The 14785-nt window shown below is 39.5% G+C and carries 9 protein-coding genes; all 9 read left to right on the top strand.

Annotated elements, in window-relative coordinates; all coding sequences use genetic code 11:
• Positions 1-28: 28 nt before the first annotated feature.
• Positions 29-2782, top strand: coding sequence for a PD-(D/E)XK nuclease family protein (locus tag FXZ76_RS04885; protein WP_079536181.1), 2754 nt, complete (start codon positions 29-31; stop codon positions 2780-2782).
• 1 nt (position 2783) lies between these two features.
• Positions 2784-6521: a UvrD-helicase domain-containing protein gene (locus tag FXZ76_RS04880; protein WP_079536178.1), complete on the top strand. Its 3738-nt coding sequence runs from the start codon at positions 2784-2786 to the stop codon at positions 6519-6521.
• A gap of 3 nt (positions 6522-6524) precedes the next feature.
• Positions 6525-8477: an excinuclease ABC subunit UvrC gene (gene uvrC / locus FXZ76_RS04875; protein ID WP_079536176.1), complete on the top strand. Its 1953-nt coding sequence runs from the start codon at positions 6525-6527 to the stop codon at positions 8475-8477.
• A 9-nt stretch (positions 8478-8486) separates the two neighbouring features.
• On the top strand, positions 8487-9398 hold the full coding sequence (gene rapZ, locus FXZ76_RS04870) for an RNase adapter RapZ (RefSeq protein ID WP_079536173.1): 912 nt from the start codon (positions 8487-8489) through the stop codon (positions 9396-9398).
• Positions 9399-9419: 21 nt separating this feature from the next.
• Positions 9420-10553 carry a gluconeogenesis factor YvcK family protein gene (locus FXZ76_RS04865; RefSeq protein ID WP_079536171.1) on the top strand — a complete coding sequence of 378 codons (1134 nt, stop codon included), beginning with the start codon at positions 9420-9422 and terminating at the stop codon, positions 10551-10553.
• A complete protein-coding gene (whiA, locus tag FXZ76_RS04860) occupies positions 10554-11489 on the top strand; it encodes a DNA-binding protein WhiA (RefSeq protein WP_079536169.1) in 936 nt (311 codons plus the stop codon).
• A 121-nt stretch (positions 11490-11610) separates the two neighbouring features.
• Entirely contained in the window at positions 11611-12612 is a 1002-nt protein-coding gene (gene gap, locus FXZ76_RS04855) for a type I glyceraldehyde-3-phosphate dehydrogenase (protein WP_079536165.1), read from the top strand.
• Between the two features lie 27 nt (positions 12613-12639).
• Entirely contained in the window at positions 12640-13815 is a 1176-nt protein-coding gene (locus tag FXZ76_RS04850) for a phosphoglycerate kinase (protein WP_079536161.1), read from the top strand.
• The gene (dusB, locus tag FXZ76_RS04845) at positions 13816-14778 is read left to right on the top strand and encodes a tRNA dihydrouridine synthase DusB (protein ID WP_231961760.1); all 963 of its coding nucleotides are present in this window, start codon (positions 13816-13818) and stop codon (positions 14776-14778) included. It begins immediately after the preceding gene.
• The last annotated feature ends 7 nt before the right edge of the window (positions 14779-14785 follow it).

Below are 14785 nucleotides of genomic sequence, written 5' to 3'. Positions count from 1 at the left end.
TACAAAGCGTTATCAGTATAATGTAGTCATGACAAATCCAGTTAATAAAATTCATCTTTTCAGAAGCATCGACCGTGCCGAATCTTTTACAAAAAAGCTTGCTGATAGTGGTAATTGTTTCGGTCACACATGCACAACGCCCTTGTCTTTTGTTTCAAGTCTTGCAACGAAAATTAACAAAGAAGTAGTTTTGGTTGATAGTGTGACTAGGTATGCTTTTTTGCTTTCTGTGGTTCACTCAGCCGACAAGTTTGAACATTTTGCATATTTTCAAAATCCAAATTGCATTGAGCTAATTGCTAATTTTGTTAAAAGAGCGGCTGGTACCGAAGAATTTGCGTGTGCACTCCTTGAAATAAAAAACTCCAGCAGCAATTTGTCTGAGTTTGAAAGAGAAGCTGTGCTCATTGCAGACAGGTATTTCTCTACTTTGAGCGCATTTAACTTTGCCGAGGTTGGATCATTAACTCAAGAGGTCTCTGATAAATTCCATGGGATGTTTGATGTTACTTGGGAAGATGATTGCGACTGTTTGCCTTCTGTTAAAAAATGCATTTCTGAAATTTCGCACACTGAAAAGTTTTCAGAGGTTGACATATTTGATGAGGGTTCAAAAGCAAATCTAAGGTACACAATCAATTCATTATCTGAACTAAAAGCAAACATTCCAGCAATGTCTGAATTGCTAAATTGCGTCGAGGACGGCTCTACAACTTTAATTGTAACAAGTGATATTGACGAGACTTACAATCAAGTTTCTTCAATTGTTAAGAACAACGATCTGAAGCTTCGCGTTAGCTATAAAAAAAGCGTTTTACTCAGTGATACATATGTTGGACAAGCGCTTCAAGCTTGTTTTAATTTGCTTTTTGGAGAGGGGGATGTAGTTCAAGACAGTTTATTTCGCTTGATTTACAACCCACTTTTAAATTTGAGTATTAAAAAACGCTGCGATTTAGACGTGGCTCTTCGTGGGAATCCAGTTGTTTCAAGACAAAAGGTAATTGATTCGCTAAAAGATTCCTCTATTGTTTTTGATGTCTTATGTCGGATAGCTAGCTCTTCTGTGCCTACTGAGCGAATTGAGCAAATTGAATGTTTGAAGCTGCTCATCGTCAAAGAAATTAAACTATCGCAGCAAGAGAAGCAAGAGTGCGCTGCTGCTGTCGATGTGCTGTTGCATCTTGCAACAATTTTGTCAACCATTGGGTTTAATGTGCGCTTTGATTTTGAAATTTTCAAACACATGCAAATTGAGGTGAATTTAGTCGCCGGTGTTCAAAATTTACAATCCAATTTGTTTATTGAGAGTGCTGCAAGTGTTAAAAACATCCCCTATTCAAGTGTAGACAATGTCTTTTTTTGTGATGTATCAGCAAGGTCATTCGATTCTGCTGATAGTTTTGATGCACTCCACACCCTTTTAGAAAAGGTAAAACTAAATGAAATGTTTAGTGCTTCTAAAACATCCAGGCTAAACTTTTTTACTGCTTTGCTTGCAAGCAAAAATGATGTGTTTTTATGTGTCCCCGACAGAGATTTGAGAAAAGCTGAAACTTTGTCGGTCTCTTTCACTTTTCAAGAACTCATTTATCAAATTACAAAATGCGAATTTGATGACAAAGAGACTGAAAAGTTCTGCAAAGACCACAACATTGCTTATAGGCGTTTTGGAGAAGATGATTTCTTGGGGGTCGTTGGCTATTCTAAAACGAACGACAGCGATGTGTCGCGCAAAGTATTTCCGCTCACATTCAAACTCAATAGTGTGGATTTAGGCAAGCACTTAAGAAAAACTGAGGATGGACGATTTATCTTGTCTCCATCTCAAATTGAGGCATACATTCAGTGCCCGTACAAATGGTTTTATGAAAGAAGGATAAACCCAAAATCGCTTGATTTTGAATTTAACCAAATTATTAAAGGCAACATAATTCATGACTTCTTTAACTGTTTCTATAAAGAATTGGCTAAGTCGGGCATCTATCGCCTAGAAGCTTGGGATTTAGAGTTTCCGCACAAAGATCTTTTTGAATATGCATTTGATTTAGCGGTGAACAAAAACCTGTCATCGGACTCAAATATGTCAGCCATGGCGGCTCTTGAATCATTTAGTGATCAATTTGATTTGATGCAATTACAAGGTCAAGTTATCGATTGTTTGAAACGTCAAACGCAACTTCCAAATCGATATCTAGTTGCTGAGTCAGAATTTCCAATTGATGAGAGCCAAAATGTTGAATATGCAGGGGTTGTGATTGGTGGGCGCGTCGACCCTAATGAAGCTTCTGATTTTAGGCCCAGAATTGATCGCATTGATGTTTGTGCAGAAACAAACTCTTTTCTTGTGATTGACTACAAAGGATCTATCAAAGATTATTGTGGCGGCGCTGTTGTTGAAATTAATCCTGAAGATGGAAGTGCAATTGTAGATCTGCCAAAGAAGGTTCAGACATTGATTTATGCCTCTTGTGTTAGAAAAATGACTGGCCGCCATTGTGACGGGGCCATTTATTTAGCCTACAAGCAAACTCGCGGTGATGAACCTTGGCTTTCAGGTTCAGTTCAAAGCGACATCATTTCAGACTTTAGCGGTTTTGGGAAAGACGCTCGGAAGTGTAGCGTTTCGATTGACATGGATCAATATCTTGATTTTATTGAAATGAAAATTAAATCTAAACTTGAAAACTTAAAGGAAGGCTTTATAGTGCCTTGTCCAATGGATAAAACAGTGTGCCAATATTGCAACGTGAGCAATTGCCCTGCGAGAGGGAAGAATTAACATGGACGAGCGCAATCCTCAGCTAGATGTAATAGAAACACTTGATTGCCCTGTCATTGTTCAGGCGGGCGCAGGTTCTGGTAAAACTCACACTTTAACTGAGCGCATTTTGTATGCTTTGACGCCTGATGTAAGTGGAAAAACATTTGCAAGAAGTGTCACTAACATCGTTGCTATTACTTTTACACATAAAGCAGCCGAAGAATTAAAAAGCAGGCTGAGAGGAAAGCTTGAGAGTGCAGGTCTGCATGAACAAGCTCTTCTTGTTGATGACTCATATATCTCGACAATTCATGGGTTTGCAACTCGCATTCTCCGAGAAAATGCACTACATTTTGGTCTTGATCCAAATTTTAGAGTCATTGATGAAGGTGAGGAAGCCGAGCTGTTTGCCAGGGCTTTTAACAATGCTTTAAACGATTTGTATTCCGGGACCGATCGAGTTGAAGAGTTTTTGACTGGCGCTCAATATGAAGGTGCAATAATTGATGGAGATAATTCTGAACTTACAGGTCTCGCTCAATTTAGTGGTGACGATGTAGAAACTCTGCAAGAAAACATTAAGAGTCAAATTAAAGACTTTATAACTAGTGTAATTTCTGTTCAATCGGGCGAAGAAATTGTAAAGTTTTTCACTGACAACATGCTTCAAGATGAAGCTTTCATGAAAGATAACTTGCTGCAAACCGTTCATAAAATGGTTTCTGTATTGTCGTCTGTCCAGAAGGTCGATTCCGACAAAATTTTCCTTGGATCGTTTTTGTCTATTACAGAAATTATGGTGAGCTTGTCACGTGCTGTAGCTGATGTGCTTTCTTCAATCAGTTTTGATTCTGGCTCAAAGACTATTGTCGAACGTGGCGAGAATCTAAATGAAGTGCTTGGCAAAATTGACAAATTCTTGATAGATTCTCACAGCGTCGACACTTTCGATGATGATTTGGAGACGGCTCTTGAGATTTTTAAAAGCATAAAACACTTGGATTTAAAAGCATTGAAAGATTCGGGTTACGAAACAGAAATTAATGACTTTCATGCATCTGTAGCACACCTGTTTATTGAACTTTTGTGTGTTGCTAATTTAGATGCAATTCAAGTTTATTATCGACTTGCAAAAATGACATTTTCTGAATTGCAAATGTTGAAGAGCAACAATAAATTATCGAATAATGATCTTTTGCGTCGTTGCTATGAATTTCTCGCGTTTTCTTCTGACATTTGTGAAAAATATAAAAACAATTTTGATTTGATAATGATTGACGAGTTTCAAGACACCGACAACTTGCAACTAAAACTCATCGATTTAATTGCTAAAGATAAATTTAGAAATGTTTGCACCGTTGGAGACGTCCAACAAAGCATATATCGATTTAGAGGTGCAGATGTAAATGTGTTTCGAAAATATAAAGAAACTCTTTTAAATAACAAAAGCGGTGTTAGAGTCTTTAATCTCCCAAACAATTATCGCTCTCACAGTGACATTCTATCTTTGACTGACATGATTTTTGCAGATGAATCCATGTTTGGAGAAGAGTTTTTGCATCTAAATGCCAAGGGCAAAATCAATGATGATAGAGATCCTGTCTTTGAAAAATTGCCTCGTGTCAAAATTGATGTAATGAATTACAAATCAACTAAAGAACTCTTTAGCAAGCAAAATGTTATTGCGCATGAAGCTAGGGAGGCAGCAAATTATTTTAAGACGCTCTATGATGCGGGAATAAATCCCGGCTCAATGGCTATATTGCTTTCAACTTTAAAATCGAATTCAAGGTTTGGCGCATCTTGTGAAATCGCGAAAATATTTCAAGATGCGCTTCTCGATGTTGGAATCGAGTCGATTATCTCAGGTGGGTCTACGTTTTCATCTTCCGAAGAGGCGGTTTTAATTGAAAATCTTCTAAATATTGCAAGAAATCCTTTTGATTCTCAGTCTCTCATTGAAATCCTAAAAAGTGACTATTTTAAAATCTCAGATGATTCATTACTTGTTTTATGTTCTAAATTTGATGATTCTGGTGATTATTTAAGTGGGCGAGATTTATCTAGAGGCTTTATCTATGTTGATGATGAAATGCTTTCAGAACTCAACGAAGATGACAGACAATCGGTTTCTTTTATTTATGAAAAGCTTTTCAAGTTTATCGATAACTCATCAAAGCAATCGACACGTCTTGCAATCAGGGAGTTTTTAAGTGAATGTGGAATCCTAGATGCGGTTTCCGCTTTGGGTTCTGAGGGTTATGTTAAAGCGGGAAATTTTGAAAAAGCGTTTGAAATTATTAAAGAGATAGAGGTTGATTCCAAGGAATTGTCCCACATTCAGACGTCCTATTCTTCTCTTTTAAAATACTCCAAAGAAGCACCTGGGGTTCTTTGTTCTAGTGAATCAAACTACGTCCAAATTATGACAGTGCATGCTTCTAAAGGACTTGAGTTCGACCATGTGATTGTCTCAGAGATGCGTAATGGGCTTTCAAGAAATGCTGTTCCAAAAAATGAGATGATTGTCCAAAATGATTCGATTGGAAGCCTGGGACAGCAGGTTTTTGCTTCAATGCTGAAAAAAGATGACTGGGGTGACAATAACTTTAATAAAATTTGTTCAAAAGACAACATCTTTGCAAAAAAACCAATAGTTCATCAAGGCATGACGGCAGGTGAGCTTTATAGAACTCTCGTTGTGAGAAACAACTCTGAGGAATATGATGAAGCAAAAAGATTGTTGTATGTTGCACTAACGCGTGCAGTTAAGTCTGTATATTTGCAAGTGAGAATTAAAGGTGCTCCTAAGGACGACTATGCAGGTTGCGGCATTTGGGAAAGCCTCTTTAAAGTCTTTCAATGGGACTATAATCTTGCTTCTTCAACTGACGTTTTCACTCTTCCAAATGGCTCAAATGGAATTTTGTCTTTTATGAATTTGCCCCAAGCTCTTCATTTTAAGGAAAACGAAAATGAACCACCAGCCACAAGTGTGGGAGACATTGAAACTGATGGTGGTGATGCTGACACTGGTGACAACAGCTCTTTTGAACCAAAAATTCTTCCAGTTCGTAAATTTCCAGAAAAGCTTTACGAAATGCCAGGAAATCTAACCGATGAGACTTTTTTCTCCTATTCCAACATTGAACAACTGCAATCTTTTTCCCATGAGCTCCTAGACACTGATGGTTTCTCAATCCCAATCGTTGAGGAAGAAATTGACTCATTTGAAAAAGAAAGGCATGACAGTGATAAAGCAACCGCTTTTGGGACAGCGTTTCATGATGCTATGCAAGTTTGTGTGATGTGCGATGAGCGCGAAGTCCCAATCAATTCCAGCCGAAGAATGACTATGGCGATGAACAGAGCATTTAATAATGCGCTCTTCAATTCCATTGTTTCTTCTGAAAATGTAATTCCTGAAATGGATTTTTGTGTTCCTTTTGAGCATGATGGCAAAAAGATGTGGCTTCGTGGTGCAATGGACCTGATTGAAATTTCTGGCGACAAAGCTCGAGTGATTGACTACAAAACTGGAACAAAGCCCATAGATCACAGCAGCCAGGCTAAGGTATATTCTTGGGCATTGTTAGCTAGCGGGATAAAACGAGTCACTGTTGATTTTTTGCATGTTGAAATCGAGTCGAGTGATGACCCCGAAGATTGTTTAGTTCAGAGTTTTTCTTATTGTGATAATGATCTTTTAAATCTACATGAAGAGCTTGCTTCTGAACTTAAAAAAATGCATCGTTAGGCAATGAGCTCTTTTACAGAAAAAATAGAAAGTATCAAAAAGCAGTTAAATGAAGTTCCAATGCTTCCTGGTGTTTATCTCTGGAAGGACGCTGAAGGAAATGTAATTTATGTTGGCAAAGCTAAAGCTTTGCGCGCAAGAATGCGTCAATATGTAAATTTCGCTGATGATCGAGCAAAAATTCCAATGCTTGTTGATCAGATTGACTCTTTCGAATATATTGTCGTTGAAAACGAAAATGAGTCGTTGATCCTAGAGAGAAATTTAATTGAGCAACATAAGCCTTTTTTTAATGCCGATTTAAAAGACGACAAGTCATATCCCTATATTGCATTAACAACCGATTGTTTGTTTCCGTCAATTAAATATACTCGGGAGAAAAAACGAAAGGGTGTCAAATATTTTGGGCCTTACACAAATTCGCGAGCGGCGAGAGACGTTATTGAAGTTCTGCGAAAAGTTGTCCCTCTGTGTAGTTCAAATTGTGCTTACTGGAAACGAATAAACAAAAAAGTTCAAACAGAGAAAAAGAAAAACCCCGAAATAACATATGAAGTTTGTGATTTTTGCGATTCGAGACCATGTTTTGACTCAACAGTTGGGCTTGCCCCTGGAATTTGTTGCTCAAAAATATCAAGGACTGAATATCTCAAAAATGTTGCTCTTGCAGAAGATTTTTTGAATGGCAACAGAAGCGCAATTGTTGACGAGCTCACTAGTGAAATGAAAACCTGCGCAGCTGAGCTTAATTTCGAAAAAGCCTTGAGACTAAAGCAAAGAATCGACACAATTTATGCGCTTGGTGAAAAACAGCACATAGATCTAACTTCCAATTCATCATTTGACGTTATTGGTTTTTATCGCGAGGAAACAATCGCAGGTGTTCATGTGCTAATTGTGCGCGAGGGAAAAATTATAAACAGCAATGAATTTGTTCTAAACAAAGGCCAAGATGTACCAATGGAAGATTTACAGCATAATTTTTTGCTGAAGTATTATTCAATGTCGAATGCTGTAGGACGCGAAATCATCGTTAGGGAAGTTTTTCCAACCGATGAGGACATGCTTGGCTGGTTAACAGAAAAACTTGCTAATAAACACGGTGCGAAAGTTCGTTTCTTTACCCCAAAAAGAGGGGAGAAACTTGATCTTTTAAACATGGCAGAAATAAATGCTAAGCACACGTTGCTACGTCATAAAGTAGCAAATGGCTATGATGATTCGCGCACTAATGAAGCTCTTTTGCAGCTTGAGAGTGCTCTTGCTCTTGATGCTGCGCCAATGCGAATCGAGTGTTTTGACATTTCAACTAATCACGGTTCCTACACAGTCGCATCAATGGTTGTTTTTACAAATGGTAAAGCTGACAAATCGCAATATCGTCGTTTTAAAATTCGTGCCGAGCTTGATGAAGCGAATGATTTTTTGTCGATGCAGGAAGTGATGAAACGAAGATATTCCAAAGAGCGAATGGAAGATGAACAATTTGGCTCTAAACCAGATTTGATTATCCTTGATGGTGGTAAACCTCAGCTAACTGCCGCTACCGATATGTTTGATTCTATGGGAATTCATGATATTGCCCTTGTTGGTTTGGCAAAGCGTGATGAAGAATTGTTTGTTAATTGGAACGACGGAAGTCCTGTTGTTTTACCAAGTGGATCTGCTTCATTGTATCTTGTTAAAAATATTCGTGATGAGGCGCACAGATTTGCTATAACTTTCCATCGTGAGCTCAGCCGCAAGGGTCAAACAAAATCAATACTAGATGAAATTGAAGGCGTTGGCCCCAAGCGTAAGAAAGCGTTGCTCAAGGCTTTTGGCGGTTTTAAAAAATTGTGTGATGCAAGCATGGAAGAAATAATCGAGTCTAAGGCAGTGCCTCCTGACATTGCTAAAGAAGTGTGGTTAGTGCTTGATCAGTATAATAATCACAAAGAAATTCATAAAGATTAAGGCAGAAATATGGATGCAGTTCAAAAGAATAAAGACGATGAAATATATCCAGAACTCGTTTTGATAACAGGCATGAGTGGGGCAGGGCGCACAGAAGCCATGCATGTGTTTGAGGATCTTGGATATTTTTGTGTTGACAACCTACCAACGCGTTTGATTCCATCTCTAGTTGACCTTCAAACACGAGATAAAGAGGAAGGTATTGCAGAGGCTAAAAAAAATGCAATCGTTTGCGATTCTAGAAATGGAAAGTATTTTGCTGCTTTAGCAGATGAAATTCGCGCAATTCGCGATGCAGGTTCTAATCTTAGGGTGGTGTTTCTTGATGCAAACGACGAGAAGCTTGTTGCAAGATACAAAGCTTCTAGAAGAAGACACCCACTGTGTGATGAGGGCACAACTATTGCTGAGGGAATACAAAAAGAACGTGCAATGATGCTGCCAATCAAAGACTTAGCAGATATTGTTATTGATACGTCTGACCTTCTTCCGCAGAATTTGCGTCAACATTTGCGTTCATTGTTTGAATCGGAGACAAGCTCTAGAGGCTTGAGTGTTACCGTATATTCTTTTGGGTTTAAACATGGAGCCCCAGTCGATGCTGACCTGGTGATGGATGTGCGCTTTTTGCCAAACCCCTATTATGTGCCCGAGTTAAAGCCACTAACTGGTCTTGATTCTGAGGTTCGAGATTATGTAATGCTTCGAGATGAGACAATCGAGTTTGAGAAGAAGTGGCATGATTTGCTTGATGTAGTAATGCCTGGATATGTTAAAGAGGGAAAACAGCAGTTAGCTATAGGCATCGGTTGCACTGGTGGGCAACATAGAAGCGTTGCAATTGCTGAATCTACAGGGTCCTACCTTAAAAATAAAGGCTATCGCGCAAGCATTGCCCATCGCGACCTCGAAAAGAGATAAAAGCAAAAGAGTGAACAACCATTGAATCCATCGTTTAACATAGACCCTTCTGTTACATCAGCAATTTCGCTGGAGTCGCTGAGCGCAAGTGCGCCTGTGACAACAATACCAAGCAATTTTCGGGCTGTAGTATTGGGCGGCGGAACTGGTGCACCTGGTTCTATAAAAGCGCTGCGTTCGCTTGGCATATCAACAAATGCTGTCGTTGCTATGGCCGATGACGGTGGCTCAACTGGTGACCTGAGAAAAGATGCCGACGTGACACCTCCTGGTGACATTCGAAAATGTCTTTGCGCATTTGCATCAAACCCAAAAGATCCATTCACACAGGCTTTTAAATATAGATTTCCAGTCGCGAATAATCACACCTTAGGGAATTTAATGTTGAGTGCTCTTGAAGATTCGAGCGGATCTTTTCCAGCAGCAATTAGCATTTGCGAGAGTTTACTGCACTGCGATGGTCACGTGTTGCCTTCCACATTGGAGCATGTTTACTTGAAATCTGAAACTGTAGATGGCACTGTTTTGCAAGGTCAAGCGCTCGCCACGAAGTCAAACTCTGCTCTAAAGCGAGTTTTTCTTATAAACAAAAGCGGGAGTAAACCTAAGGCCTATGAACCAGCAATTAAAGCTATTGTTAGCGCTGATTTAATAGTTTTAGGGCCTGGCTCTTTGTTCACTTCTATTATTACCAACCTCTTAGTTGATGGAATTATTGATGCAATCACAGAATCGCGAGGCAAAGTTGTTTTTGTTTGCGGAATTTCTGATGTGCAGGGAGAAACATGGGGCCTCACCGCTTCTGAGCATGTAAAAGCACTCATGAATCATGGAATGACTAATTTAATTGATTACGTTTTGCTCAATTCTTCTAAAAACTCAGACTCGTTCAGAGCAAAGAGCAGCGTTCGTTTTGATTCCATAGAACATCAACAACAGGAAAACACAGGTGCTGTGCGTCAAAATATTTGCCCTGAGTCAATGCACATTATTGATGTTTCTCCTGAGGAAATTGCAAAAATTCAAGCTTTGGGACCTGTTGCAGTACAAAACGATTTATCAGACCCAAGTAACCCTTCCTGGCACAACTTGTTGGCTCTGCGCTCTAGCTTTGAACAAATTATTGGAATGATGATTGCAAGGCGTGGCTATTAAATGTCATTTGCTTCAGACATTCGCGAAGAGCTTGTGCGCATTCCAGGTGAATGTGATTTGTGCCGCAAAGCTGCCCTTTGTGCTTTAATCCGCATCGATGGAACCATTTATCTTTCAGGTGCAGGTCGCTATCGTGTAGAAATTGCTACTGATTATGGCAATGTCGGTCGTTTGATTGTTGGCTATTTGCATGACATTTATAATTTAAAAACAAACATCTCCTACAGGCGAAGTGTTCTTCATAACACTCAAAATTATCAAATTGATGTTCCCTATCAAGAAAACATTGAACTTGTCTTAAAAGATTTGGGTATCCTTGATGAAAACAACTCTCTCATTCGTGGTCTTGCACCTCAATATAAATGTAGGAACTGTTGTTCAAAAAGTTATCTTCGGGCCGTTTATTTAGCCAGTGGATTCATTTCTGAACCAAAGAGTGCTTTTCATTTTGGAATGAACGTCACAACTGAGGCGCTAGCAAATGATTTAACTCAGCTATTAAATGATTTAAATGTTCATGCTCGGCTTGTAAAGAGAAGAAACAGCTGGATGGTCTATGCAAAAAGTGGCAAAGACATTGAAGAATTTCTAAAAGTCGTAGGAGCTTCTGATTCGGCACAAAGAATTAACGAAGTTCGCGAATATAAAGCACAAAGAAATGAGACTAACCGATTTGTTAACGCCGAAATGGCAAATCTAAATCGGCGACTCGACGCCTCAATAGGTCAGATTAAAGACATCGAAGTTGTTTTAAAAAAGGGTGACTTGCAAAGTCTTTCACCAGCAATTCGTGAATTTATAAAGCTTCGCGTTGAAAATCCAGAAGCATCTCTAAAAGAAATTGGTGAGATGTGCAATCCTCCGCTTTCAAAATCGGCAATTAATCACAGGGCAAGAAGACTTGCACAAATTGCTTCCGATTTAAAGAAAGAATAATAGCCGGTTTGTTTTTAGCTATTTCCGTTCGCGTTTAAAGATGCTAGAAGGTCTGCTTGCATTAGGTCGGATGTTATAATTTTTGTGCTTAATAGTTCTCATCCATTAGTAAGGAGAAGATATGTCTATCAAAGTTGGTATTAACGGTTTTGGACGCATTGGTCGTCTTGTCTATCGTGCAATGTTTAACAACCCGAAATTTGATGTTGTTGCTGTAAACGATCTTGGCGACATTAAAACAATGACCCACCTTTTGAAATATGATTCAGTTCACGGAATCTTTTTTGATGACGTTAAAACAACTGATGATGGTTTTGTTGCAGATGGAATAAGCAGTAAAGTGCTCTCTGAGCGCGATCCTAAAAATCTTCCCTGGGCAGAGCTTGGAGTCGATGTTGTAATCGAATCTACAGGCATTTTTAAGACTGGAGAACTTGCACAAGCCCACATTGACGCAGGTGCAAAGAAGGTTATTATCACATGCCCTGGCAAAGACATTGATGGCACTTTTGTAATGGGCGTAAACGACAAAGAATACGACAAAGAAAAGCACAATATCATCTCAAACGCATCATGCACAACTAACTGCCTTGCTCCAGTTACTAAAGTGCTTCTTGACAACTTTGGAATTAAACGAGGGCTCATGAACACAATTCATGCCTACACCAATGACCAGCGCATTCTTGATCTTCCACACAAAGACCTTCGACGTGCAAGAAGTGCTGCAATGTCAATGATTCCAACTACTACAGGCGCTGCTCGTGCTGTTGCATTAGTTCTGCCTGATTTGAAAGGCAAGCTTGATGGTTTTGCTACTCGCGTTCCAACACCAGATGGATCTATGGTTGATTTAACAGTTGAACTCGAGCGTGAAGTCACAAAAGAAGAAATCAACGCAGCTATGAAAGCTGCTGCTGAAGGCGAAATGAAGGGTGTTTTGGAATACACAGAAGACCCAATTGTCTCAATTGACATTGTTGGAAATCCTGCTTCTTCTGTGTTTGATTCTTTGCTCACTATGGTGCCTGGCGAAAAGTCAAATCTTGTAAAAGTTGTTAGCTGGTATGACAACGAATGGGGTTATTCAAACCGCGTAGCTGATCTTGCAGGGATTGTTTTATAGATTTGATCTTTAGTTTTAGGGGTTCTAATGAAAACTATTGACGACGCAGATTTTTTTGACAAGCGCGTAATCGTGCGTGTTGATTTTAACGTCCCAATGAAAGACGGCGTTGTAACTGACGACACTCGCATTCGAAGTGCTATTCCGACAATCAAAAAGCTTGTTGGTGATGGAGCTAAAGTAATTCTAATGAGCCATCTTGGTAGACCTTCTGGCAATGGCTTTGAACAGGAATATTCGCTTGAGCCTGCTGCGAGAAAGCTCTCTGATTTAATTGGTCGTCCAGTTATTTTTTCTAACGACACAACAGGTGAGGGCGCAATTGACAAAATTGCTTCGATGAGTGATGGTGACATTCTTGTCCTCGAAAACCTTCGTTTTGATTCGCGCGAAAAGAAAAATGATGAGCAATTTGCAAGCGACCTAGCTTCACTTGCTGACGTCTATGTAAATGATGCTTTTGGCACGGCTCATCGAGCTCATGCGTCAACCGCTGGAATTGCTAAGTTTTTGCCTTCATATGCTGGATATTTACTCACACGCGAAGTTGAAACGATTACAGGAATGCTTGAAAATCCAGTGCGCCCTTTTGTTGCAGTATTAGGCGGTTCAAAGGTCTCTGACAAAATTAAGGTAATTGATAATCTCATTGATAAAGCTGACACCATCATCATTGGTGGAGCCATGTGCTTTACATTTCTCAAGGCACAGGGTGCAGATGTTGGAAAATCGCTTGTTGAAGATGATTGGATTGAGCCTTGCAAAGCTATGCTTCAAAAAGCAAAAGACAGGGACACGATTCTTCTTTTGCCAGTTGATGTTGTTTGCGCAACTGAAATTAAATCAGGAGCTGAGGTTAAAGTTTGCAATGCCTATGCAATTGATAACAATTTAATGGGACTTGATATTGGTCCAAAAACAATTGAGAATTACAAATTGGCCATCTCAGAAGCAGGAAGCGTATTCTGGAATGGGCCAATGGGCGTTTTTGAGATTGATGAATTTGCTCAAGGAACTAAAGCGATCGCTGAAGGCCTTGCTTCTAACGTTGACGCAAAGACAATTATTGGGGGCGGCGACTCAGTGGCTGCTGTTAACAAATTCAATCTTGCTGATAAAATGACTTTTATTTCAACGGGTGGTGGTGCCTCAATGGAACTTGTGCAGGGCGACACTCTGCCCGGTGTTGCCGCGCTTGGTTAATTGACTCTTTTTAATAAATATGATGTGATGCTCGCTCCAATGGCGGGCATCACCACTCTTCCTTTCAGACTCATTTGTGAAAAATTAGGCGCTGATCTTACTTTTTGTGAGATGGTGAGCGCGGCTGGCATGGCGCATGCTAGTGCAAAAACGCATCGTCTCGTTGAGACGTGTGATGATGAAAAAACAATAGGCGTTCAGTTGTTCGGGCATGACCCAAAAACAATTGCTGAACAAGCCTGTGTTATTTCTGAAGAACTTTTATCAAAACTTTCTCACATTGACATAAACATGGGATGTCCTGCTAGAAAGATCATTAAAAAAGGTGACGGATCTGCTCTGATGAAGAAGCAAGGGGTCGCCGCAAACATTGTTGCTTCTGTAAAAGAATCAGTTAATTGTCCAGTGACAGTTAAATTCCGTCGTGGTTTTGATTTGGGAGAAGAATCTTGTGTTGAATTTGCAAAGAGAATGGAAGACGCGGGGGCTGATGCTGTTTGCGTCCACGGTCGTTTTGCAATGCAATATTACAAGGGAGAGAGCTGCACTGATGCAATTGCACGTGTAAAAAGTGCTGTTGACATTCCTGTCATTGGAAATGGGGATGTGTTTAGTGCAAAAGATTATGCAAACATGGTTTCAAACACTAATTGCGATGCAGTTTTAGTTGCTAGAGGTGCATCTAAAAATCCTTTCATTTTTTCAGAGATTAAAAATTACATAGCAACAGGAGAATTAAAGAGCACCGACACATCTTTGCGTCTTGAAATAGCTTGCGAGCACGCGAGATTAATTGAAAAGCTTCAAAATGAGAATTATTTTGTTTCTTTTTTACAATTCCGAAAACAGGCAATGAACTACATCGAGGGAATTCCTGGTGCCAGAAAAGCGCGAGGCTTAATTTGTGGCTGTTCTTGTGCTGACGATTTTATTTCTGTTTTTGATTCTTTAAAAGTTTTTTAGGTTGGAG

Origin of the sequence: Phoenicibacter congonensis, from assembly GCF_902386915.1 — a bacterium.
Classification (GTDB): Bacteria; Actinomycetota; Coriobacteriia; order Coriobacteriales; family Eggerthellaceae; genus Phoenicibacter; species Phoenicibacter congonensis.
This window is presented reverse-complemented; position numbering and strand designations above follow the sequence as displayed.

Excerpts from the sequence above, each read along its gene's own strand:
- FXZ76_RS04885 (WP_079536181.1), top strand. The coding sequence starts at position 29 with ATGACAAATCCAGTTAATAAAATTCATCTTTTCAGAAGCATCGACCGT.
- FXZ76_RS04880 (WP_079536178.1), top strand. The coding sequence starts at position 2,784 with ATGGACGAGCGCAATCCTCAGCTAGATGTAATAGAAACACTTGATTGC.
- uvrC (WP_079536176.1), top strand. The coding sequence starts at position 6,525 with ATGAGCTCTTTTACAGAAAAAATAGAAAGTATCAAAAAGCAGTTAAAT.
- rapZ (WP_079536173.1), top strand. The coding sequence starts at position 8,487 with ATGGATGCAGTTCAAAAGAATAAAGACGATGAAATATATCCAGAACTC.
- whiA (WP_079536169.1), top strand. The coding sequence starts at position 10,554 with ATGTCATTTGCTTCAGACATTCGCGAAGAGCTTGTGCGCATTCCAGGT.
- gap (WP_079536165.1), top strand. The coding sequence starts at position 11,611 with ATGTCTATCAAAGTTGGTATTAACGGTTTTGGACGCATTGGTCGTCTT.
- FXZ76_RS04850 (WP_079536161.1), top strand. The coding sequence starts at position 12,640 with ATGAAAACTATTGACGACGCAGATTTTTTTGACAAGCGCGTAATCGTG.